Origin of the sequence: Baekduia alba, assembly GCF_028416635.1 — a bacterium.
Lineage (GTDB): Bacteria > Actinomycetota > Thermoleophilia > Solirubrobacterales > Solirubrobacteraceae > Baekduia > Baekduia alba.
Window position 1 is genome coordinate 1984334 of the sequence record NZ_CP114013.1, and the last position, 21271, is coordinate 2005604.

Genomic DNA, 21271 nt, shown 5'->3' on the forward strand with positions numbered 1-21271 from the left:
CGGGCCCGAACGGTCGCTGCCCAGCTTCGCGCTCAGGCGTGCTTGGCCATCAGGTACTCGGCGACCCGCTGCGAGGCGCTGCGCAGGCGGCGGAAGTACGTCGCGCGGCTGACGTGCAGCTCGTCGGCGGCGAGCTCGTGGCTGCCGGACGGGTCGAGGTAGCCGCGCTGGACGATGCGGCGCAGGAGCTGCTCGTCGGGCGAGTCGCCGAACGCGTTGGCGACCGCGTCCGCGACCTCGGCGCGGACCGCCGCGGCGCGCTCCTCGGTCGTCGCGCCGGAGGCCAGCGGCGACGCCGCCAGCTCCAGCGGCTGGTTCAGCGACCGCAGCGCCTCGCGGACGACCTCGGCCGTCACGGGCTCGCGCGACCCGTCGACCGCGCCGACGCCGTCGTCCTCGAAGATCACCGACGCCAGCGGCGCCGCGTCCGGCCCGAGGCGCACCGGCCCCGGCGCGCCCAGGCCGAGCTCGCCGTAGACCGCGCCGCGCATGCCGCCCAGGATGCCGTCGTCGCTGTGGTCGACCTGATGGCATTCGACGACCTTGTCCTCGAAGGCGACGTCGAGGTGCTCCAAGTGCGTGGTGTCGACCGCGCGCGCGAACGCGACGGCCGCTGGGTTGGTCGGATCGATGGGGATGTACGAGTAGCGCGGGTTCTTGAGTCCCGACCGCAGGATCGCGGCCGTGTTCAGGATCGACAGCACGGGCGAGCTGATGTCCCCATGGCCGACGAAGTCGATCGAGTCGCGCCAGATGAGGACCTCGTCGCCGCCGTGCGCGGCGCGCGCGTGCGCCAGCCACGGACCAAGGCATATGTCCTGCTCGGCGACGGGCGGCGCGCTGTCGGGCGTGACCGCGATCGCCATCCCGCACAGCGCGTCGCGCGCGTCGCGGACCGTCACGACGCGGTCGGGCGCCAGTGTGAGGATCGGCTGCATCAGCTCCCACCACGCCTCGCCGCCGGGCTTGGCCAGCAGGCGCTCGCGCGCGACCGGCGCGTCCTCGGCGCGCCACAGGTCCGGGCGGTGCGTGGTCGAGCCGTCGGCGCCGAAGCCCCAGCGCACGGCCGGGTTCTCGACGAGCTCGGCGAGGTCGACGACGGTGCGCGCGCCCGCGCGCAGGCCGCGCACGAAGAGGTGGTCGGCGATGCGGCGGCGCAGCTCGCGGTCGCGCTCGGGGTCGCGGGCGCGGAGATCGGCGCGCATCGCCTGGCGGACGATCTCGTGCAGCGCGACGCCGCCGGCGACCTGCTCGGCGAACGTCCGCTCGCGCAGCCACAGGTAGGCGGCCTCCGGGTCGACGTCCGGGAGCACGTCGCGCAGCATCCGCTCGTCACACACGCGCGCGAGGGCGGCGACGGCCACGACGTCGAGGTTGCCGCCGTCCAGCTCGGTCCGCGCGACGCGGTGCAGGATCGCCTGGACGAGGTTCGGGTGCTCGTGGATGCGCTCCGGCGCCCAGCGGGCGCCGTCGCGGTAGGCGGCGTCGGCGGCGAGCGCGAGCGCCAGCGGCGAGCCGTCCGCCCATGCGATCAGCTGCTGCGCGAGGTCGCCGTCCTGGAGGCCGTGGGCCTGGATGAGGCTGAGCGCGGCGTCGGCGGGCATCGGGTCGAGCCTGAGCTCGATCGACAGCCGCTCCCAGCCGCCCTCGAACCAGCCGGGCTCGGGCGCGGTGCGACCGGCGAGCACGACGACCGAGCGGGCGGGGAGCGACGGCAGCAGGCGCGCGCGCAGCCAGCCGCCGGCGGCGCTCATCCGCTCGTAGGTGTCGAACAGGATCAGCGGCTGCTCGGCGTCGGTGACGTCCCCGAGCGCCGACTCGATCTCGCCCGGGACCGGCGCGAGATCGCGGCCTTCGACGAGGCGGGTGGTCCAGCCGCGCTTGGAGCCGCGCCGCGCGACCTCGCGCAGGAGCGTCGACTTCCCGATGCCGCCCGGGCCGTGGACGAGCACCACCTGCGCCGGCGGGTCGTCGACGAACAGCGAGTCGAAGAAGGCAAGTTCGCGCTCGCGGCCGACGAAGCGCTGCTCGTCACGGGCGGCAAGTCGTTCGGCGAGGGTGCTGGACACGTCCGGTTCGCGCTTAAGCGTGTCATGCCTGTCCACTTAAATGGGCGCCGTCCATAGACTTCCCGGCCGTATGGGTGGGGTATCCGAGATCTTCCGCGCCGACTTGCTGGCCGGCCAGACGGCGATCGTGACGGGGGGCGGGACGAACCTCGGGCTGCGCGCGGCCGGCGAGCTGCTGGCGTGCGGGGCCGACGTCGTGATCGCCGGGCGGCGGGAGGACGTGCTGCGGGCGGCGTGCGACACGCTCGGGTCCGACCGGTGCTCGTGGGTGAGCGGGGACATCCGGGAGGCGGCGGACGCGGAGCGCATCGTCGCCGTCGCGGTGGAGCGCCACGGCGGGTTGTCGTTGTTGGTCAACAACGCGGGCGGGCAGTACTTCGTCCCGGCCGAGGCGATCGGGGCGAAGGGCTGGCGGGCGGTGATGCGGCTGAACGTCGAGGGGACGATGACGATGTCCTCGGCGGCGAGTGACGCGCTGCGCGCGGCGGGCGGCGGTGGTGCCGTGGTCAACGTGACCGTCTCGCCGCACCACGGCATGCCCGCGATGGCGCACACCGGCGCGGCGCGCGCGGCGGTCGAGGCGCTGACCGTCGAGCTGGCGGATCGCTGGAGAGACGACGGGGTGAGCGTCGTCGCCGCGGCGATCGGGCGCTTCGACACCGAGTCGCTGCGCAAGTACCCCGAGGTCGTCTGGCGTGGTGCCGCGCTGAGCGTCCCGCTGCAGCGCCTCGGTACGATGCAGGAGTTCGCCTGGCTGGTCGCGATGCTCGCATCCCCGCTCGGCAGGGCGTTGAGCGGCACGACCGTGACGTTGGACGGCGCCGCCGACAACTGGTGGGGCGCATGGCCCCCGACGGCCATCGCCGACGACGCGGGCACGGTCCCCACCGAGGCCCGCAAGGGCTGAGCGGCGGGCGCGCGCCTTGCCGCCACCTTGCCCACGGGACTAGGGTCGGCGACATGGCCGGAGAATTCGAAGCGACCACCGTCGTCGATCGTCCCATCGAGGACGTCTTCGCGTTCCTCGCCAACGGGGAGAACGACCCCAAGTTCAGCCCGCGCGTCCAGGAGATCCGCAAGGTCACCGACGGCCCGATCGGCGTCGGGACCCGGTTCGCCAGCACGGTCAAGGACGCCGGGATGACCACCAAGCGCGAGTTCGAGCTCACCGAGTTCGTGGCGCCCACGACGATCCGCTGGGCCGAGCGGTCCAAGAACCTCGTGACCGCGACCGTCGGCGGCTACGACCTCGCGCCCGAAGGCACCGGCACGCGCGTGCGGATCTTCAACGAGCTCGAGGGCCACGGGCTTCGGCAAGCTCATCGCCGGCCTCGCGCTGCGCTCCGCGCGCAAGGGCGCCGACGACTTCGCCGCCGCGATCAAGCGCGCCGCCGAGGCGGGCTGAGTACACTTCCTCGAAGCCTGCGGGCGAGGTGTCAACGGCTGCACGGGAGCCTTCCAAGCTCTAGGAGCGGGTTCGAGTCCCGTCGCCCGCTTCACCCGCAGCACCGCAGTTCCATAGCCACGGGGAGTGGCGCAGTCTGGTAGCGCACCCGGCTGGGGGCCGGGCGGTCGCAGGTTCAAATCCTGTCTCCCCGATACGCACAAAAGGCCCGCAAATGCGGGCCTTTTTCGTGGGCTTATAGCGGGCGGGCATCCGCAGCGTCGTCGTGCGTGCGGTGCGAGCCAGGCGCCCGGGGATCGTCAGCAGGCGTCGGCGCAGTGTCCGGGCGGTCCGGATGGTCTGATCGGGCAACGCGAGCAGGTGTGTCCAGCGCAGCAGGTTGTGGGCCAGCGCGGCGATGACCGTCCACGCGGCGTTGGCCATGTACTTGCCCGATGGGGAAGTGCGCGAGGGCCTGGTCTTTGAGGTCGCGGATGGCCAGCTCGACGACGGCGTGCTGGCGGTGCTCGGCTTCGACGAGGTCCAGCGCCTCGGTGCAGTTGGTCAGAAACGCGAAGTGGCGCCAGTCGAGCCAGAGCTCGGCCTGAGATCATCCGCCGGCGCTCGGACGCGCGGACATCAGCGCACTGCTGATCCGCCTCGGGCGTCTGCCCAGCAGCGGCCGGCTGACGGCATGGCAACAACGGACGTTCACGGCGGAGATCGCGCAGTTCCTGCGCGAGGCGCGCGATTTCGGCCTCGGCGCGCCGGGCAGGCCGCTGTTCGGGCTGCCCGCCGGCTTCGCGCTGACCCGCGCTGATGTCCGCGCGATCGGGCGCCCGGGGCGTGGCCGCGAGCCTGGCCGCGCGTTGCCTGACGTCGTGCTCGCTCAGCTGCTCGACACGTCGGCGCTTGAGCTCTTGGAGCGGCGCCACGACGCTACCGGCCGCGCCGCACTAGAGGTGCTGGCCGACACCGGGCGCCGGCCGAGCGAGATCTGCGAGCTGGCCTGGGATTGCCTGCACCATGAAACCCACACCGACGAGAGCGGCAGCGAGCGCCGCCTGCCGGTTCTCGTCCACGACATGCCGAAGGTCGGTCGCCAAGGATGCCGGCTGCCGATCGACGAGCAGACCGCCAAGGTCATCACCGCCCAGAAGCAGCGCATCCGCGCGCGCTACCCCGACACCCCGGCCGGCGAGCTGCGGCTCTTCCCGCGCCTCACCCGCAACCCGGACGGGCGACGGCCGATGGTCTGCACCGAGCTCGCCAGGTTGCTGCGCAACTGGATGGGCGACGTTGAGGCGCTGCTGGATACCGACGGCACGGCGTTTGCGCGCGAGCGCGTGATCCCCTACGCGTTCCGCCACAGCTACGCGCAACGCCACGCCGATGCTGGCACACCGGTCGAAGTACTGCGCGAACTGATGGGCCACGAGAGCATGGTCACCACGCAGGGCTACTTCCGCGTCCGCGAGCAGCGCGCCCGCAAGGCCGTCCAAGCCCTGGCGCCGCTACAGATCGACCGCGACGGCCAGCGCACGATGCCCGTCGTCGAGCAGCTGCTCGAGAGCGAGCGGCTGCGCGCGCAGGTCGGACAGACCACCGTCCCGCTCGGCGTCTGCACTGAGCCGTCCAACGTCAAGGCGCGCGGCACCGCGTGCCCCTACCGTTTCCGCTGTCTGGGCTGCGAGCACTTCCGCACCGACCCGGCCAGCCAGCCCGAGCTACGCGATTACCTGCATCAGCTGCTCGCCGATCGCGAGCGGCTTGCTGCTGCGGTCCCGCAGCTGGCCGAATGGGCGCGCCGCGACGCGGCCCCAAGCGACGAGGAGATTGCCGCCGTCCGCGCGCTCGTCCCGCCGTGCTCGAGGCGATCGCGGTCGCCCGCCGCTACCGCGCCCAGCTGCGCACCACGATCCCCGACCGCTTCCAAGCGATCACCCGCGCGCCGCGGCCAACGCTCACACCGCTGCCGATAACGACGGTGACGCCGCCGTCGTGACCGCGGCCGCGCTGCATACCAGCCGACGACTGGACAGCCAGCTCAAGACCCAGCGAGTTCACGCGGCCGTCGACGCGTTCATCGCCGCCGGTCGCCCGGTGACCATCGCGCAGGTCGCACGCGAGGCGAGCGTCTCGCGCAAATTCATATACAGCCACCCCGAACTGCGCGCCGAGATCGAGCATCGCGCCGCACAGGCCACCACCCGCCAGACCAACTCGCTGACCGCGACGGCACGGGTCAGCGCAGCCTCGCTGCGCGCCGATCTGGAGAACCACCGCGCGCTCGCGCACCGCCAGCGCCGACAGATCGCCGCGCTCGAGCGCCGGCTCTCTGAACTGCTCGGCCGACAGGTCTCCGACCAGATGCCCTACTCCGACCCGGTCGCCGCCGCCGAGGCGCGGCTGCGAGAGCGGCTCCAGGCCGCCGAGCAGCGCGCGTTCGAGCTGCAGGAGTCACTGGCCACCGCACACGAGGAACTCGCCGCGGCGCGCGAGATCAACCGAGAACTCTCGCCACGCACAACCGACCCGGCACCTGAGCGACCAGGTCGGCGACCATGCTCAGGCGGCTGCCGGCGGTCGCGCCGACGGCCAGAACAGGCATCGATGCGTCGCACGAAGCCGTCGACCGACTTGACGAACTCGGTAACCGCCGCCAGCGCATCCCCACACGAGACCCCGCGGTTCTTCAAGCAATTGAGCTCATCTGCTGGAGACCCGATCGAGCGTCGCAGATGGAAGCGATCACGAACTCGCATTGGACGCCTGGACGCCACCGCCTATCGTCGGAGTTTCATTACCCAACCACGACCGACCCGATTTCCGCTCATGCGCTCCATCGAGCGCCCGAGCTGATGTCTGATCGGTTGATCATCACATGCGCTCACAAAGCGCGCTACTCAATCGCTACAGGCAGATCTCGCTTGCCCACCGGTCTCCTCGCCTAAATCGGCGATGGCGTACAGCGATGGTCGAGGCGGCATGCGGAAACCCTGTGGGAACCACAGGCACGCGGTCGGCTCAAGCGATGCCAGATAGGACCGACTGGCTCCTGGTTGCTGCAACCAATGACCTGTCGCCATCAGCCCGAGTTTCTCGGGGGGAGATGGCGGTCGGCCAGGGGTTGGAGCCTCGCTCTTCCGAGCGAGCCCCCTGGAAGGGACAGGAGTACGTCATGGACGTCAGCATCATCTACACCGCCAAGGCAGTGGGCGCGTTGCAGAAGGCGACTCGCGGGCACGACCGGTTCTCGCCGGTCGCCGACATCGCACGCTCGTTGTCGATCATCAGCGACGCACTGGTCAACGGGCACGAGTTCTCCGAGACCACGGAGCTGATGCCGGTCGAGATCTCGACCGGCGACGGGGCCTACCGTCAGTTCTGGGCTCAAATCTCGAAGACGCCTGAGGGCGGCCTCGAGATCATGGTGCCCAACGCGAACTGGGCGGGCGGATGCTTCAGGCTCCTCCCGGATGTCAGCGACAACCGCAAGGTCTGGAAGATCAGCCACCTGGAGCTCGGCGGGCGGTCGCTCGACGACCGCTAAACCGCGCAACCACACGTCCACGGCGCTCACCGACCCCTCTCGAGAGAGCAGGGGCCGGTGACGCCCGCCACACCTGGACTTGACACCCTCGTCGCGATACCCACGCCACGCGGCGCCGCGCAATCCGCGGAATCCCTTGCACCGACCAGGCACCGTCCAGCTTGTCGGTAACACTCGTCACCAACGCTGCGTCCAGTCCGCAAGCGGCACACAGCTCAACCGGGCCTGAAAACGACGGCCTCCACGATCAGCTCCTCCTCGGCATAGCTGAACGACTCGTCGCTCTCGTCCGTGTCATCGCCGTGGATCAACATGTGCGACAACTCGTGCACCAACGTCTTCGCACGCTGGTTGATCGTGTTGTCCTCGTTGAGGCCGATCAGGCGCTCGCCTGGGTTGCAATAGCCGCCGACTCTCTCCTCATGGGCTCAGTCACGACGCGGTAGCCGACCTCGGCGGCGACGCCGGCCAGCGGGCGCAGCGTCCATGCCAGGTCGTCACCATCGATCGGCGAGATCGGCGGCTCCAGCACGGCGGGCTGAGCGGGCTCCGGGAGCGGGTCGACCTGGGAGCGGTCGAAGACCGGACCCATCCGGAATCGCGTCCGCGGCTTCTTGTCCTTGTCGGCGCCCGCGGCCTCCCACTCGGCGATCGCCTTGCGGCTCGGCGGCACCGGCATCCAGATGTACAACGCCTTCTCGCCGCGTCGCACCGAGTAGCCGAGCTCCAGCCACTTCCGGAAGCCGGTGACGTAGGTCGCCTCCGGACGCTGCATCGCGATCAACAGCTGGTTGGTGAAGCTGTAGTTGTGGAACTTGGAACGGGCACGCAGCCACCTCCGCCAGCCATCGCTGGACTTCAGCGCCTCGACGGCCTGCGCGGCACGGCGGCGATCGGCCTCCCGTCGCTCCTGGCGCTCGGCCTCGGTCGTGGTCGACACGAGATCCTCCTCTGCCGAGGTCCCGCCCGGTGCGGGACCGTTGCCATCCCGCCGCATGCACGGACGCGTGCCATCGTGGGGTGGCGTCGGTCTCCGAGCGACGGCTGGCATCTCGACGAGGACCACGTGCTCACGTCGGTGCCGATCGGTGCGCGAAGAGGTCCCTCGTAGACCTACCTGCCGTGCTGCGCGGCCCGGGAACGCGTGACGTGCGACCAGAAGAGCATCAACAACGAGGATCGTTCATCCCGACTCTGTCGAGTGCAGGTCGAGCCGCTCGGCGTTCCGGCGAAGGTCGTCGAGCCCGGTGCCTGGCCGAACCGGTCGATGGCCCGCCTCGGGACATGCGACGTGCTCGTGGCACGGTTACGTTTCGGTGAAGCGTCGAACAATCGGCCAGCATCGATCAGTAACAACGTAGTCGGTGCGTTCTGCTCTTGACTCCGAACTACTCATCAGTACTGTGGGCGCGGCGCGCCGCGCGCCGCGCGCCGACCGTCGGCGTGAAGGTCCAGCAACAGGAGAACAGATGCGCTCCCCCGAGCACGCTCGGCCGCGCGGCCTTTGGTCCGTGCGGCCCGAGTCGCTGCGCCGTGCCGGCGTCACGTCATGGACGATCGCCGGCGTCTTGATGCTGCCCGCGTTGAGCGGCTGCGGGGACGCGCACCGCGACGTGCCTGCCAGCGGTGAGCGGGCGGTCGCGGTCTCTGCCGCTCCTGCGTACCGCGTCGGCCAGTTCTGCCGCGCGGCGAACGAGTCGATCTACCGGAGCTTCGACCTGACCTGCCGAGGGAGCCATCTTCGTGCGCGCTGAAGAACGGCGGCGGCCGTCAGCCCGATCGCTGCCGGGGACAAGCCCCACGCGAGCGACCCGCCGACCGTGCTCGGCACGCCGACCGAGGGTGCCACGCTCCAGGTCGGCGGCGCGACGTGGACGGGCACCGACCCGATGACCTACGCCTACCAGTGGCAGCTGTGCGACATCGACGGCGTTGGCTGTCGCGACATCGACGGCGCGACGTCGGAGACCTACGTGGTGCCGGCCGAGCAGTACGGCCGTCCGCTGCGCGTCGCCGTGACGGCGACCAACGTGATGGGGCAGACCACGGCGTACTCGGCGGCGACCGACGCGGTCGGCGCCGGCGAGATGCCCGAGGCGTCCACCGTGCCCAGCGTGACGATCATCGGCGCGGCAGGCGCGGGCTCGGTCGTGACGACCGACGGCGGCACGTGGCAGAACGCCGACCGCGACCAGCTCACCGACCAGTGGCTGCGCTGCGACGCCGACGGCACCGACTGCCTCGAGATCGACGATGCGGTCGGCGACAGCTACCGCCTGACCGCCGAGGACGCCAGCCACCGGCTTGAGGTGGAGGTCACCGCGACGACCGACGCGGGCGAGGCGAAGGCGATCTCCGACACGAGCGACCTGATCGCCAGCACGCCGGCGCCGACGCTGGAAGGCGAGATCACCTATCTCGATCATGGCCGCACGCAGGTCGCGGTGTCGGCCCCCGACGGCAGCGGCCGAGCGACCGCGGCGTCGTGCGCGCAGCTCGTCGGTGTCGGCGCGGGCTGCCAGCTCTACGGCCCGCGGATCTCGCCGACCCTCGGGATGATCGTGTTCGAGGCCCGCAGCGACGCCAACAACCCCTACCAAGGCTCGATCTGGCTCGTCAACGCAGACGGCACCGGACTGCGGAAGCTGACGACCGGCGGCGAGCCGTCATGGACGCCGGACGCCAGCCGCATCATCTTCACGCAGCCGGGCACCAACGGCTCAGACACCCAAGCGGTGAGCGTCGGCGCTGACGGCCTGCATACCGACGACCCCGAGCCCGCGGTGATGGCGCCCGAGGTCGAGGGCGCCGACCCGGATCCAGGCGGTGGTGGTGGCGGGGGCGCGAGCCTCACCAACCGGTCGCTGAGCCCGGCGTCCACGCTGTCGGTGCACGCCGCCGACGTCGCCGACGACGGGCGAATCGTCTTCGTCGGCACGCCGGCCAACTCGGATCCGCGACTCTACGTCGCCGAGGACCGGACCGACGCGACGCCGCGCCTGCTCGACTTCGGCGGGAAGTTCGCGCTGGTCGATCACCCGCGGTTCCTGCCCGACGGCCACGCGATCGCGTTCACCGCGCGGCTGGCCGACGGCTCGTTCGACGGCGACTCGATCTGGGAGGTCGACACCGACGGCGCCGGCCTGCATCGGGTCTCGCCCAAGGACCGCAAGCTTTACGGGCCGCCCGCCCCAACGTCCACCGAGGTCCTGACGACGCGCAGCGACTTCGAGATCTGCTCAAGCCCGACGCTGGCCGCGCGGACCGGCTCCCCGGCGGCACGGACCTACACCTACGACATCTGCGGCGTGTCGGGCACGCGCGCCTACGCGATCAACCACGACGGCAGCCACCCGCACTTCCTCGGTCCCGACGACGTAGACGACCTCGACGCGCCGGTAGCGCACGCCGCGTCGACGACCAAGACGGCCAAGGAGATCTACGTAGAGGAAGGACTTGATCGCCTCAACCGCTACGCCAACCAGGCGGCCGGCCAGGCGGCCAAGCGGCAGTTCGAGAAGGAGGTCTTCGAGGAGACCCTCCACGTGGTCGTCCGGGTCAGCCTCCGCGCGACCGTGGTCGGCGACATCGTCGCGTTCCTGACCTCCGACGGGGATCTGGACTGCGAGGCCGGCGGGTTCGAGATGCGGGCCAAGTCCACGTTCGTCTCGGCCGGGTCGCTGCTGGACCGCATCGCCTCGGCGTCGATCGGCTCCCATCCCGCACTCCACGACCGCGCGACGGCGAGCGCGAAGGACATGGCGACGTTCCTCGAGGACGCCCAACGGCAGTACCAAGACGTGCCGCACGACTGCAAGGTCTTCTACAAGGCGGCGGTCGACAGCGCCGAACGTGTCGTCACCGCGCTCCAGCACGCCGACGAGCACCTGACACAGCTCGACTTCGAGCACCTGCGCATCGTGGAGGAGAAGGAGGCACGGGAGCCGGGCGAGAACGGCCGTCCGATCGGGACGCGAAACTGCGAGGAAGCCGAGGAGCTGGTCGATGAGCTCGGACGGGGTGCCGGCAGGCGCAACCATGTCGTGTACTGGTCGCCGCCACCTCCGCCGGACAGCGCGGTGGACTACGTCGGCCGGTCGAGAGACTTCAAGCAGCGCTGCGATCGTCATCCGGAGGAGCGCACGGACACCATGACCACGCTGAACATCCCACCCATGACCCTCATCGAGGCGCAGAGCACCGAGGAGGCGCTGATCGCGCACTTCGGGCCTTTCCGATATGAGGCGAACGCAGGCACCGGCCGGGATCTCGGCCAGTTGTCAAACAAGCGTCATGAGATCTCGCCGGACCGCGACACGTACTGCGCCCAGCTTCTGCTCGGGCAGTTCATTCTGTTGAAGCACGGCTACGCCGCCTACGCTGCGGCGTTCTACACCGGCCGCAAGCGCTGCCCCGGTGTAGGGACCCACCACTGATGCCTTCCAAGCTGCGCAAGTCGCCGGGCTCGCCGGCCGACCTCGGCGCCTACCGCGCCAGCGGACCACTCGACGGCATCGTTCCCGGACGTCGGACCGTCAAGATTCTCGATCTGCAGAACGTCGATGGATCAGGCACCGAAGGCTTGGAACCGCTGCAGGCCTTCGAAGACCTCGAAGAGCTGCAACTCGAACGGGTGCGCAACCTCGACCTCGCCGTGTTGGGTCAGTTACCGGCCCTTCGACGCCTCCGGCTCGAGCGCGTGGCCGGCGTCGACCTGGGCACGTTGACAGCACCCGCCCAGCTCGAAGCGCTGAGAGTTTTCGACCTTGACGACGACTGCGTCGTGCCGGAGCAGATGCCTCTACCGGCCAGCGTGTGCGACATCGCGCTCTCGGAGTCCCGGCGCGGTCACACAGGACGCCAAGTGGCGAAGCTGGTCGCGGCGATCGACTGGTCGCGCCTTCCGAACCTGACACGCCTCAGCATCCGCGTTGGAGGGCTTGACGACGTCGAACCGGCACAAGTCGACCTCGGCCTTCTCCGGCACCTGCCCCTGCTCGAGTCCCTCTTCCTCTATGGCGTCGAGCACACCGGTGCCGGCCCGTCGCCGCTGCGGCCGCCCTTCGACGGGATCCCGCGCCAGAACCTGAACCGGCTGATCATCGATGCGCCGCTGGCCGAGCGAGACCTGATCACGAACGAGCTCCGGGAGACGTTCGGGTTCGAGGAGATCGCGGTCCGAGCGCGCAAGCCGTTCGTGCCACCTCCGCCGCCGTGGCAGATCAGCGAGACCAGCGACGGCCAGTTCGCCGTGTACGGCAGCCTCGCCGACGCGTTCGACCTGTCGTCGGACGAGACGGAGGTCGACGCCCTGCGTACAGCTCGCCGCAGGCTCCGCGAGGCCGACCCGAAGCTGCTGCGGGCGCTTGACTTCGACCCGGAGAGCGGGGGGACCGCGATCGCTGCGGCGTCTCGGAGCGATCTCGAACAGGCCCTGAGCGTCCTTGGCCTTGCCTAAGGACGAGTTCATCCTGCTGAAGGACGGCAACGCCGCGGCGTACTACACCGGCGAGATGCCGGCCCTTCGCCAGCTGTGTTGAAGGTCGTCAGCGAGGTCGACCTGGGCACGCTCACGGCGCCGGCGAAGCTCGAAGCGCTCGGACTGCGTCGTGCCCGAGCAGATGCCGCTGCCGACCAGCGTGTGGACCTCGATCTACCGATGAGCGGTGCTGTGAGGGAGTTGTGTTAGTTGGGCAGCGGCTCTGCCGCCCCCTGGCGGCAAGCGAGCTCGCCATGGACCTGGCACGAGGCTGGGATCGCCTCGTTCGGGGGCCGATCAGTTATGGTGAGGAGCACGAAGCGCCTCCGTTCCCCTGCCCGACGTGCTCGCCCAGGCCGAGAGCTTCGCCGGCAAGCGCGTGCTGGTCGTCGGCGCCGGCGGCAGTCGGCGGCGCCTTGCAGACGCCGGTCTCGGGTACGTCCAACGACGAGCGGTCAGGGGATGAAGGCGCCTGCGGCGACTCGATGCCACACGGGTTCCGTGGTTAGTCGGCGGCTCGGACATCTAGATCCGGGGATGGCCATCCGGGACCGGCGTTGAACATAAGAGGCCGCCACAGCCCGGGTCGTAGGGCGATTTCCCAGGGGGAGCGCGCCCACCGGGATGCCCCTCTTTGGAGGCGTCTAACGAAGAAGCGAGGCGCCGCTTTGCAACCAGAAACATCGCGAGTGTCGGCGCGGTGAACAGCATTCCGCCCTCCGTGAAATACCACCTCGACAGGGCCGCATACAGCTTCTTGGCTTCCTGAATCGTCATAGGACGGTCGGCGTCTTCGGACAGAAGCCGATCCGGTCGCGTGACTTCCATCAGCTCCCACAAGGCGGCGTAGCTGGCTATGCGACGGTCAGCCACGCGCACTTGCTGATGCCGGAGAAGGCTGTGCGCGAGGTAGAGGCCGACGATAGCCAGGCACGTGCTCACCACGAACTCCATTCCCTGGGTGTGCCCGGTTTCGATCGACTTGGCGCGGCTGCAGACAGGGCAAGGGGTGTTTGGAGGGCCCGTCGACTAAGAGTCGTGAGCCCGATCGATCGACCCGAGCAGGATGAGCCGCTGCTGACACATCGATCCCGAGCGCGATGCGTACTACGGGCGCGGGTGGACGGCCAAGGGGCAGCTGCTCAACCGCAAGGTGGGCCCGGTCCGCCATCGCGGCGAGTCCGATGGGCTGACGCGCGGAGGCCGAGACGAAGTTCCGCAAGATGCAGGAAGAGGAGGACCGCAAGCCGCGGGTTGCCTCGTCGGCTCGTAAGACCGTCGACGATGCGGCCGACTCGCTGCGCCAGAAGCAGGTCATCGAGGGCGCGCGCAAGTCCTACAAGGAGAACTGCGAGTCGATGCAGCGCGTCCACATCTCGCCGGCGCTGGGCAAGAAGGCCGTAGACCGCGTGACGACCGCGCAGGTCGAGAAGCTCGCCGAGGACATGCTCGCCAAGGGCCTCAAGCCCAAGACGGTGCGCAACGTCATGAGCTTCTTGTACTCCATCTTCGAGCACGCGATCCACAAGAAGTGGGCGACGGAGAACCCTGTCCGGCACGCCACCCGCCCGAAGCGCGGGCGCCAGAACGACGCTGACCCCGACCTGAAGTTCTTGACGCTCGACGAGCTCGAGGCAATCCCCAATGAGGTCGTGTATCGGGAGCCGGCGCCGACGCGCCGCGGCCGTGGAGGACCGTCACGGCCGGTGCCGCCGGACGTGCTCGGGCCGGTCGTTCGCGTCATCGTTCTGATCGCGGCGATCACCGGGCTATGGCAATCGGAGTTGTTGGGGCTGCGGTGGCGGCATGTTGATTGGGTCGCTCAGCGGATCCAGGTCCGCAACGCCTTGGTGCGTGGCGAGCACTCGGGGGAGGGCAGTCCGATGAGTCGACGCGCCGGTCGGTGCCGGTCGCCGACGAGGCGTTCGAGCTCCTGAAGGTCTGGCAGGAGCGCAGCGCCTACAGCGCGCCCGACGACTTGGTGTTCTGCCATCCGGAGTCGGGCAAGGAGCTGGATCGGTCCATGGTCACGAAGAAGTTCAAGCAGGGCTGCGAAGACGCGGGCGTGCGGGTCATTCGCTTCCACGACCTGCGCCACACCTTCGGTACGCAGATGGCCGCGGCCGGCCACCCGCTGCGCTTCATCCAGGAGATGATGGGTCACGCCGACGCCAAGACGACCCAGATCTACTCGCATTATCAGCCGTCGGAGCGCGAGGTGGAGATGGTCAACGAGGCGTTCTCACGACGACGAAGCACGTAGTTGTCCAAGCACGTCAGGGACGAGCCTGCATCGGGTGCAATCGTGGCCTCGGCGGCTTACGCTGTCGGTGTGTCGACCGAGAAGCCTGTCGTCAACGAGGTCAGGGAGCCGCTCGTCGACGTGTACGGGACGCCCTGGGGGCAGGCGCTCGATGCTGGGAACTCCGATGCGCTGATGAGCTCCGGTCGCCCGACCGTGGAGATCCCGGCGGGCATCCCGGACGTGGAGTGAACGCTTCCCGCCCGGAGAAGGCGAGCGGCAGTCGAGCATTTCCCGAGCGTTCGACGAGCGTCAGGCGCTACACTATCTCGGTATGAGCACGGCATACGCAACCGAAGCGGCGTTCGTGAAGGAGCTCGGCAAGCTCGAGACCGCCGATATCGCACGGGCTACGGGCGCTGACAAGACGTCGGTTCGGGCGTGGGTGCGTGGGAACCGATCCCCTTCGGGCGTCTACGGCGAGCGGCTGGCCGAGCTCTCGGCGCTGGTGGAGCGGTTGGCGCACGTGCTGCAGCGTGACTTCATCCGCGGCTGGCTCATCAAGCCCAACGTCGCGCTGGACGACGGCAAGCCTCTCGACGTGATCGCCGCCGGCGACTATCGCAAGGTCTCGAAGATCATCAGCGCGCTGGAGAGCACGGCGGTCTCCTGAGCTTGTACGACGTCGACGAGACGTATGTCAGCGCTCGCTGGTGGCGGCGCCACATCCCCGCTGGCGGCGACGTGTATCACGAGCCGCCCGATCCGGCCGACAACCGCTGGCAGCGCGGGCGAGTCGTCGACGCTTGGTACTTCGCCGATGAGGAGCCGACGGTCTGGGCTGAGTGGTATCGCGCAGCCGCAGAGTTCGGCGTCCTGCCGATGGCGATGCTCCCTCGCGATCTCTGGCAATGGGAGATCTCGCTGACGCGGATCGCCGACCTCGGCGACGAGCAGCGACTGGCCCGGGTCGGCCTGCCGGTGCCCAAGCCGGGCGTGCGCAGTGGCCGGCCTTCCAGGTTGTAGGAGAAGCGCTTCATCACGAGGGCTACCAGGGCCTGATCACGCCCTCTGCGGCTCGACCCGGCTCCCGAGTGCTCTGCGTGTTCCGCAGCAGCCGCGAGGTCCCGGGCACCGATCCCATCCCGCCACCTCGCTCGATCGACGAACCGCCGCTCGTCCCGCCGGGGATGACGACCTGACGGGTTGCGCCGACCCTGCAGCGGCCCGTTCCGCGGGACCGGGTTGAGCAGGCGCTCGTGGTGCGGGCGACCGCGCGAGGCCGTTCAGGCGCGGGCGTCCGTCCGAGGTTGAACCTCGCCGGGGCGCCAGGTCTGGTCGAACCAGGCCTCAAGCGGGCCGTAGATGCGCAGGATCGGAAACCAGCCCTTGTTGGGGACGGTCTGGATCCAGTTGTGCGGGTGGTCGCTCGGCGCGCTGGGCCCGAAGAAGATGGTGGTGTCGCCGTTGGCTTCGGTGGCGAGATCCTCGGTGTTGGCGTGGACGCTCGGGTACGGCGTGTCGGTCTGCAGGAGCGAGCGGGTCTGGGTGTCGTAGATGTCGACCGCCCAGAACGTCTTGGCCGGGATGTTCGCGGGCAGCGTCAGCGTGTACTCGCGATCGCCGTGCAGCCAGTCGCCGTTGACGTCGCGCGCGGTGAAGGCGTACTGCGAGCCGACGCCCACGGCCGCGTGGGTCATGGCCGGCGTGATGCCGGTGCCGACGTAGTGCATCATCGCCCGGTTGTCGAGCAGGCGGGCGCCGTTGGACAGGAACTCGTGGCTGCCGCCGACGAAGGCCGTCGACCACATGCTCTCGCCCTTGGAATAGATGTAGGCCTCGTCCTGGCGTGGCGCGTAGAGGATGCTGCGCACGATCCCGGCGCCGAGGCGCGCGGCGGTGTCCAGGATCCCGCGCAGGCGGTCGTCGGGCGCGAACGGCCTGCCGGAGACGATCCCGAGCGCGGCGAGCTGGCCGGCGCGCTCGGGGTCCAGCGCCTCGGCGGGCTCCTCAGCGACGATCGAGGCGACCTCGTCGAAGAAGCTGCCGTCGTTGGCGTGGATGCCGTTGAACGCCGCCGGGGAGAAGTTCAGGAACTCGGTCGGCGGCGGGTCATCGGCCTGAGCCAGCGGGTAGATCTGGGTCTTCTTGATGTCCTCCACGCCGCCCAGCGCGCGGATGACCAGCCAGTTGGAGTACGTCGGCGACCGGGCCACGAAGTGTCCATCCGGGACCTCGCCGTCGTAGTCGGGAGGCAGGATGAGGTACTTGCCGCCAGCGCCCTTGTCCGGGCCGGCCAGGCCGATGTCGGTGACGTAGCGCTGCCAGATCGTGTCGATGAACCCCAGCGCCTTGGGCGGCGCCTCGATGACCAGCGGCCCGTCGGTCTTTAAGTCCAGGTAGTTGGTGCCGTAGGTCGTCTCGGTGTTGGCCGTCAGGACCACGTTGGCCGACGTCGCCTTGGGGTCGGTGTAGCCCAGGATGTTGCTTGCGTCGACGCCGATGCTCCGGAAGCCTTTCCGCATAGCGACCATCGACGCGCCCGGCATGCAGTTCAGGAACACCTCGACGCCGCGCATCAGGTCCAGCGCGTCGTAGCTGCGCGCCACCGACTCCGGCGACGGCAGCCCGTCGAAGAACTCCAGCGCCCCGAACGGGGTCTCCAGCCGCTCAGGCATGCTGATCGAGGCCAGCTCGGCGGCTGGGACGCCGGGGCTGATCGCGGGCTTGTCCACTGCGTTCTCCATGGTCGTGCGAGCGTCCCTGCGTCCGGGGTGGTCGCACGTCACCCGCGACGGGTGACGTGTCGCGCTGCTGCTCACCCGGTGCCTGCGTCTATTGGCGGGCCATGGCGATGCTCAGGCGCTGCTCGGGGGTGATGAGGTGGTCGAGGTCTTCGGCGGCGTCGGCGATGTCGATCTGCACCCACTCGACGGTGCCAGTGAAGCGGCTGGTCTGCGCGGTGTACTGGTCGCTGACGGGCGATGCGGTGTCGGAGCCGAGGTCGCAGGTCTCGTCGCCGGAGAAGGCCAGCGGGACGGTGGCCGGGAGGCGGCCCCCGCCGATCCGGGTGCTGTCGAGGTAGAGGGCGACGTCGGCGCCCTTGCCCAGGCCGCCGCCGTCGTAGGTGAACTCGGCGCGCACCTGATGGGGGCCGGCCGGGACCGTCGTGTCGGTGGTGATGTCGAAGTGCTGGAGGCCGAGCAGGTTGTAGGAGTAGGTCGGTCGGCCGTCCTTGAGGTGCAGGCTCCAGCCGGCGAACGCGCCGCCCTGGGCGACGATCACGCCCTCGGCGCCGCCGTCGGGGATCGTGACCTGCGCGGTCACCGCGTGGGACTTGTTCTTGACGTTGATGACGACGTTCTCGCTGAGGCGGCTCATGCCGCCGAAGAGCAGCTGCGAGGTGCCGTGCACGAGCGTGGGGCGGCCGGCGAGGTCGGAGTTGAAGCGCTCGATGCGGCGGTCGTCGAGCGGCAGCACCCCGTACTTGCGCGCCTCGTCCATGAAGAGCTCTTGCAGCTCGGCGAGCTTGTCGGGCATCTGCGCGGCGAGGTCGTGGGCCTGGCTCCAGTCCGTGTTGGTGTCGTAGAGCTCCCAGGTGTCGTCGGCGAACGGCGGCAGCGGCTTGCCCTGCACCCACGGGGTCGAGTGGCGGGTGACCGCGGTCCAGCCCTCGTGGTAGATACCGCATGGGCGGGTCAGGTAAAACAGAACCTTGGTTCGTGTTCTAATATGGGTTCGAGACGACCAGGAGGAGACCCGTGGGGACCATCGTCACCGAGCGGTTGGGCGACGTCGCGCGCATCGCGCTCGACCGGCCCGAGAAGCTCAACAGCCTCGCACTGCCGGTGCGCCAGGCGCTCCTGGATGCGCTCCGTGCGGCGGCCCACGACGACACCGTCCGCGCGGTCATCCTGACCGGAACCGGGCGCGCCTTCTGCAGCGGACAGGACCTTGGCGCCGCGGAGGAGATCGTCATGAGCGACAAGGGGTTCTTCGCGTGCGCGTTCGTGCGCGTGGGACTCGCGCCCGACGACGTGGCCGCCGCGATCCTCGACGGGCTGGCGAGCGACGCGTTCCTGATCCTCCCGCATCCCGAGGCGCTCACCTTCATGCAACGCAAGGCCACCAGCTGCGACCGGTGGCGGGCCGGCATGCGCCGCCTCCAGGGGCAGGTCGCATGACGCCCGCCGCGCCGCGCCGCGTCGTGACGGGCCACGACGACCGAGGCCGCTCGGTCGTGCTCTCCGACGGCCCGACGCCCGTGTCGCGCACGGTCACCGACGATGGCACCGCGTTCCACGAGATCTGGAGCACGGCCGGTGCGCCGGCGGCGATCGACGCGGTCGAGGCGAGCGACCCGACCGAGCGCCCGCTGCGCGTGCCGCCCGAGCCCGAGGGCACGGTCATCCGCGTCGTGGACATTCCGGCCGGAGCGCGGTCGCCGATGCACCGGACCGAGTCGGTGGACTACGGCATCGTCCTGGACGGCGAGCTGCACCTCGTCCTCGACGACGGCAGCGCCACCACGCTGGCGCCCGGCGACATCGTGGTCCAACGCGGCACCGACCACGCCTGGGAGAACCGATCAGACAGCCCGGCGCGCATGGCCTTCATCTTGGTCGACGGCCGGTTCGCCGACCGCCTGAAGACGACGTTGGCCGACGACGTCGCGCTCTACGACCACGAGGTCGGGCCCGCATGAGCGGCGCCGGCGACGGCCGCGTGGTCCTGGTGACCGGCGCCGGCGGCGGGATCGGCTCCGCGACCGTGGCGGCGCTGCGCGCGGCGGGCGCCGACGTGGTCGGGGCCGACATCGCCGGCGGCTGCGACGTGCGGCTCGACGTCACCGACCCGGCGTCGTGGCAGGAGGCGGTCGCCGCAGCGGTGACGCGCGGCGGCAGGATCGACGGCCTCGTCAACGCCGCGGGCGTCACGCACCGCGCGCGCATCGACGCCGTGGCGATCGAGGACTTCAACAACACGCTCGCGGTCAACCTCACCGGGCCGCTGCCCGGCATCCAGGCCTGCCTGCCGCACATGGGCGAGGGCGGATCGATCGTCAACGTCTGCTCGCTGGCCGCGCTCACCGGTCACTTCCCGGTGGCCTACACGGCGAGCAAGTGGGCGCTGCGCGGCCTCTCGCGCGTGGCCAGCATGGAGCTCGGCGAGCGCGGCATCCGCGTCAACGCGGTCTTCCCCGGCTACATCGAGACCCCTATGACGGCGACGGCGGCGCCCGCGTTCCTCGCCGCGAGCATCGACGCCGCGCCGCTGGGCCGCGCCGGCCGACCCGAGGAGGTCGCGGAGCTGATCGCGTTCCTCGTCTCGCCGGCGTCGTCGTACATCAGCGGCGCGGAGATCACGGTCGACGGCGGGACCGCCGCACACGGCGGGGCCAAGCTGCTGTCCGACGCGGTCAGGCCGCCCGCAGAGCAGCCTGGATGATCGCGTTGGGCGCCTGCCACGGCACCTGATGGGCGGCAGTCTGCACGACGGTCGTCCGCGCTCCGAACCGCTCGCCGAGGTCGGCCATCAGGCGCGGGGCCACCAGCCGATCGCGCGATCCGCAGACGACCTCCACGTTGGCGACCGCCCTTTCCGGCGCCGCGAACGCCGCGCACGCGCGCAGGTGTGGCTCCAGCGCGTCGCGGTGGCGCAGCACCATGCGCTCCATGCGCGAAGCGACCGCGGCGCTGGCGGGCTCCTGGGCGACCGCTCGCCGACCACCCGCGGCGGCGACGGCGAACTGCGTCGCGAGTGCCTCGACGCCGCCCGCGCGCAGGGTCGCCCACGTCGCGTCATGCACCGGGAGCGCCGTGCCGCAGGACACGACGACCCAGCCCGCAGCCGGCGTCGACCCCTGCGCCGCGAGCAGAGCGGTGACCGCGCCGCCGAGCGAGTGGCCGACGACGACGTCTCCAGGCTGCACCCGGCTCTCGACGTCGGCGACGAGCGGCCCGAGCTCGTCGGTCGGCGCCAGCTCGACGACCAGCGTCGGCACCGGGCTCAGCGCGATGACCTCGGCCCACAGCTCGGCGTCCTCCGCGGCGCCGCAGACCAACACCATGCGGTTGATGCTCACGACAGCGCGGGGTCGTGCCGCGCGCTGCGGACCGCGTCGTGGAGCGAATAGCCCCGCGTCGCGTAGGGGAAGCCGTCGAGCTCTGAGTCGGCGGCCTCCTGGCGGTAGTAGGAGCGGATCTCCGCGATGCGCCCGTCCCGCAGCGCGAACCACTCCGCGCCCCGGGTCACGACGCGCTCGCTCGCGCCCGCCGGCCGCCAGAACATGCTCCACTCGATGACGGCCTCGTCGTCCTGGACGATGCCGTGGTCGACGACCCAGACCGGTGCGATGGCGCCGTGGACCTTGCGCCAGTAGCGGCCGAGGTGCTCGGCCCCGCGCACCGGCGCCGAGCCCACGTTGGGCGCGAGGAAGTAGTGCACGACGTCGGCGGTCACGGTCGCCGTCACGCCCTCGGCGTCGCCGCGGCTGCACGCGTCGTAGTAGCGCGCGATCAGCGCGAGGTGATCAGGTGACATC

Annotated in this window: 24 protein-coding genes, 2 tRNA genes and 1 pseudogene; 19 read left to right on the forward strand and 8 right to left on the reverse strand. The window is 70.2% G+C overall.

The features are described 5' to 3' along the window. Positions 1 to 32: 32 nt before the first annotated feature. A complete protein-coding gene (locus DSM104299_RS09865; protein ID WP_272477128.1) occupies positions 33 to 2069 on the reverse strand; it encodes an ATP-binding protein in 2037 nt (678 codons plus the stop codon). Between the two features lie 70 nt (positions 2070 to 2139). Between DSM104299_RS09865 and DSM104299_RS09870 the strand changes: the two genes are divergently transcribed. The 7 genes and pseudogenes from DSM104299_RS09870 (at position 2140) to DSM104299_RS09895 (ending at position 7006) form a co-directional block, all read left to right on the forward strand. Beyond that, the gene (locus DSM104299_RS09870; protein ID WP_272477129.1) at positions 2140 to 2976 is read left to right on the forward strand and encodes an SDR family NAD(P)-dependent oxidoreductase; all 837 of its coding nucleotides are present in this window, start codon (positions 2140 to 2142) and stop codon (positions 2974 to 2976) included. Between the two features lie 53 nt (positions 2977 to 3029). Continuing rightward, a pseudogene (locus DSM104299_RS29365) lies at positions 3030 to 3474 on the forward strand (SRPBCC family protein). Between the two features lie 19 nt (positions 3475 to 3493). Next, a tRNA-Gly gene (locus DSM104299_RS09875) sits at positions 3494 to 3565 on the forward strand. Between the two features lie 29 nt (positions 3566 to 3594). Next, positions 3595 to 3668 (forward strand) — tRNA-Pro (locus DSM104299_RS09880). Between the two features lie 654 nt (positions 3669 to 4322). After that, positions 4323 to 5435: a tyrosine-type recombinase/integrase gene (locus DSM104299_RS09885; RefSeq protein WP_272477130.1), complete on the forward strand. Its 1113-nt coding sequence runs from the start codon at positions 4323 to 4325 to the stop codon at positions 5433 to 5435. A gap of 19 nt (positions 5436 to 5454) precedes the next feature. Then, on the forward strand, positions 5455 to 6315 hold the full coding sequence (locus DSM104299_RS09890) for a DUF6262 family protein (protein WP_272477131.1): 861 nt from the start codon (positions 5455 to 5457) through the stop codon (positions 6313 to 6315). Positions 6316 to 6565: 250 nt separating this feature from the next. Then, positions 6566 to 7006: a hypothetical protein gene (locus DSM104299_RS09895; protein ID WP_272477132.1), complete on the forward strand. Its 441-nt coding sequence runs from the start codon at positions 6566 to 6568 to the stop codon at positions 7004 to 7006. Positions 7007 to 7221: 215 nt separating this feature from the next. On the opposite strand, the gene DSM104299_RS29530 is transcribed toward DSM104299_RS09895, so the two are convergent. After that, on the reverse strand, positions 7222 to 7338 hold the full coding sequence (locus tag DSM104299_RS29530; protein WP_432419777.1) for a hypothetical protein: 117 nt from the start codon (positions 7336 to 7338) through the stop codon (positions 7222 to 7224). A gap of 47 nt (positions 7339 to 7385) precedes the next feature. Further along, a complete protein-coding gene (locus tag DSM104299_RS09900; protein ID WP_272477133.1) occupies positions 7386 to 7946 on the reverse strand; it encodes an ArdC family protein in 561 nt (186 codons plus the stop codon). Between the two features lie 529 nt (positions 7947 to 8475). Between DSM104299_RS09900 and DSM104299_RS09905 the strand changes: the two genes are divergently transcribed. The 3 genes from DSM104299_RS09905 (at position 8476) to DSM104299_RS09915 (ending at position 12464) form a co-directional block, all read left to right on the forward strand. Then, complete coding sequence (locus tag DSM104299_RS09905) at positions 8476 to 8760, forward strand: hypothetical protein (protein ID WP_272477134.1); 285 nt, start codon at positions 8476 to 8478, stop codon at positions 8758 to 8760. 66 nt (positions 8761 to 8826) lie between these two features. After that, entirely contained in the window at positions 8827 to 11442 is a 2616-nt protein-coding gene (locus DSM104299_RS09910) for a hypothetical protein (RefSeq protein WP_272477135.1), read from the forward strand. After that, on the forward strand, positions 11442 to 12464 hold the full coding sequence (locus DSM104299_RS09915) for a hypothetical protein (RefSeq protein ID WP_272477136.1): 1023 nt from the start codon (positions 11442 to 11444) through the stop codon (positions 12462 to 12464). The genes DSM104299_RS09910 and DSM104299_RS09915 overlap by 1 nt, the downstream gene beginning before the upstream one ends. 546 nt (positions 12465 to 13010) lie before the next feature. Here DSM104299_RS09915 and DSM104299_RS09920 read toward each other — a convergent pair. Further along, the gene (locus tag DSM104299_RS09920; protein WP_272477137.1) at positions 13011 to 13439 is read right to left on the reverse strand and encodes a hypothetical protein; all 429 of its coding nucleotides are present in this window, start codon (positions 13437 to 13439) and stop codon (positions 13011 to 13013) included. Between the two features lie 269 nt (positions 13440 to 13708). On the opposite strand from DSM104299_RS09920, the gene DSM104299_RS09925 reads away from it, so the two are divergent. The 6 genes from DSM104299_RS09925 (at position 13709) to DSM104299_RS29535 (ending at position 15929) form a co-directional block, all read left to right on the forward strand. After that, a complete protein-coding gene (locus DSM104299_RS09925) occupies positions 13709 to 14422 on the forward strand; it encodes a tyrosine-type recombinase/integrase (protein ID WP_272477138.1) in 714 nt (237 codons plus the stop codon). Continuing rightward, complete coding sequence (locus DSM104299_RS09930; protein WP_272477139.1) at positions 14389 to 14748, forward strand: tyrosine-type recombinase/integrase; 360 nt, start codon at positions 14389 to 14391, stop codon at positions 14746 to 14748. Before DSM104299_RS09925 ends, DSM104299_RS09930 begins: the two co-directional genes overlap by 34 nt. Continuing rightward, a complete protein-coding gene (locus tag DSM104299_RS09935) occupies positions 14749 to 14979 on the forward strand; it encodes a hypothetical protein (RefSeq protein WP_272477140.1) in 231 nt (76 codons plus the stop codon). 82 nt (positions 14980 to 15061) lie between these two features. Further along, positions 15062 to 15400: an antitoxin Xre/MbcA/ParS toxin-binding domain-containing protein gene (locus DSM104299_RS09940; protein ID WP_272477141.1), complete on the forward strand. Its 339-nt coding sequence runs from the start codon at positions 15062 to 15064 to the stop codon at positions 15398 to 15400. Between the two features lie 2 nt (positions 15401 to 15402). Further along, positions 15403 to 15753, forward strand: coding sequence for a hypothetical protein (locus DSM104299_RS09945; protein WP_272477142.1), 351 nt, complete (start codon positions 15403 to 15405; stop codon positions 15751 to 15753). Continuing rightward, positions 15639 to 15929, forward strand: coding sequence for an RES domain-containing protein (locus tag DSM104299_RS29535; RefSeq protein ID WP_432419766.1), 291 nt, complete (start codon positions 15639 to 15641; stop codon positions 15927 to 15929). The genes DSM104299_RS09945 and DSM104299_RS29535 overlap by 115 nt, the downstream gene beginning before the upstream one ends. A gap of 84 nt (positions 15930 to 16013) precedes the next feature. Here the strand turns inward: DSM104299_RS29535 and DSM104299_RS09950 are convergent, their stop codons facing one another. Both DSM104299_RS09950 and DSM104299_RS09955 read right to left on the reverse strand, forming a co-directional pair. Continuing rightward, positions 16014 to 17474 carry a DUF1254 domain-containing protein gene (locus DSM104299_RS09950; RefSeq protein WP_272477143.1) on the reverse strand — a complete coding sequence of 487 codons (1461 nt, stop codon included), beginning with the start codon at positions 17472 to 17474 and terminating at the stop codon, positions 16014 to 16016. Between the two features lie 88 nt (positions 17475 to 17562). Beyond that, positions 17563 to 18363: a hypothetical protein gene (locus DSM104299_RS09955; protein WP_272477144.1), complete on the reverse strand. Its 801-nt coding sequence runs from the start codon at positions 18361 to 18363 to the stop codon at positions 17563 to 17565. Positions 18364 to 18488: 125 nt separating this feature from the next. On the opposite strand from DSM104299_RS09955, the gene DSM104299_RS09960 reads away from it, so the two are divergent. From DSM104299_RS09960 to DSM104299_RS09970, 3 genes are read left to right on the forward strand one after another with little or no spacing between them, the layout of a single operon-like run. Next, positions 18489 to 18911, forward strand: coding sequence for an enoyl-CoA hydratase-related protein (locus DSM104299_RS09960; protein WP_272477145.1), 423 nt, complete (start codon positions 18489 to 18491; stop codon positions 18909 to 18911). After that, a complete protein-coding gene (locus tag DSM104299_RS09965) occupies positions 18908 to 19432 on the forward strand; it encodes a cupin domain-containing protein (protein WP_272477146.1) in 525 nt (174 codons plus the stop codon). The genes DSM104299_RS09960 and DSM104299_RS09965 overlap by 4 nt, the downstream gene beginning before the upstream one ends. Continuing rightward, entirely contained in the window at positions 19429 to 20175 is a 747-nt protein-coding gene (locus DSM104299_RS09970) for an SDR family NAD(P)-dependent oxidoreductase (RefSeq protein ID WP_272477147.1), read from the forward strand. The genes DSM104299_RS09965 and DSM104299_RS09970 overlap by 4 nt, the downstream gene beginning before the upstream one ends. On the opposite strand, the gene DSM104299_RS09975 is transcribed toward DSM104299_RS09970, so the two are convergent. Then, complete coding sequence (locus DSM104299_RS09975; protein WP_272477148.1) at positions 20147 to 20812, reverse strand: alpha/beta fold hydrolase; 666 nt, start codon at positions 20810 to 20812, stop codon at positions 20147 to 20149. The two genes, DSM104299_RS09970 and DSM104299_RS09975, sit on opposite strands and share 29 nt — an antisense overlap. After that, positions 20809 to 21270, reverse strand: coding sequence for a nuclear transport factor 2 family protein (locus DSM104299_RS09980; protein ID WP_272477149.1), 462 nt, complete (start codon positions 21268 to 21270; stop codon positions 20809 to 20811). The genes DSM104299_RS09975 and DSM104299_RS09980 overlap by 4 nt, the downstream gene beginning before the upstream one ends. Between the last annotated feature and the right edge of the window lies 1 nt (position 21271).

Excerpts from the sequence above, each read along its gene's own strand:
- DSM104299_RS09980 (WP_272477149.1), bottom strand. The coding sequence starts at position 21,270 with ATGTCACCTGATCACCTCGCGCTGATCGCGCGCTACTACGACGCGTGC.
- DSM104299_RS09920 (WP_272477137.1), bottom strand. The coding sequence starts at position 13,439 with ATGGAGTTCGTGGTGAGCACGTGCCTGGCTATCGTCGGCCTCTACCTC.
- DSM104299_RS09970 (WP_272477147.1), top strand. The coding sequence starts at position 19,429 with ATGAGCGGCGCCGGCGACGGCCGCGTGGTCCTGGTGACCGGCGCCGGC.
- DSM104299_RS09870 (WP_272477129.1), top strand. The coding sequence starts at position 2,140 with ATGGGTGGGGTATCCGAGATCTTCCGCGCCGACTTGCTGGCCGGCCAG.
- DSM104299_RS09940 (WP_272477141.1), top strand. The coding sequence starts at position 15,062 with ATGAGCACGGCATACGCAACCGAAGCGGCGTTCGTGAAGGAGCTCGGC.
- DSM104299_RS09905 (WP_272477134.1), top strand. The coding sequence starts at position 8,476 with ATGCGCTCCCCCGAGCACGCTCGGCCGCGCGGCCTTTGGTCCGTGCGG.
- DSM104299_RS09915 (WP_272477136.1), top strand. The coding sequence starts at position 11,442 with ATGCCTTCCAAGCTGCGCAAGTCGCCGGGCTCGCCGGCCGACCTCGGC.
- DSM104299_RS09950 (WP_272477143.1), bottom strand. The coding sequence starts at position 17,474 with ATGGAGAACGCAGTGGACAAGCCCGCGATCAGCCCCGGCGTCCCAGCC.
- DSM104299_RS29535 (WP_432419766.1), top strand. The coding sequence starts at position 15,639 with ATGGGAGATCTCGCTGACGCGGATCGCCGACCTCGGCGACGAGCAGCG.
- DSM104299_RS09895 (WP_272477132.1), top strand. The coding sequence starts at position 6,566 with ATGGCGGTCGGCCAGGGGTTGGAGCCTCGCTCTTCCGAGCGAGCCCCC.
- DSM104299_RS09965 (WP_272477146.1), top strand. The coding sequence starts at position 18,908 with ATGACGCCCGCCGCGCCGCGCCGCGTCGTGACGGGCCACGACGACCGA.
- DSM104299_RS09925 (WP_272477138.1), top strand. The coding sequence starts at position 13,709 with ATGCAGGAAGAGGAGGACCGCAAGCCGCGGGTTGCCTCGTCGGCTCGT.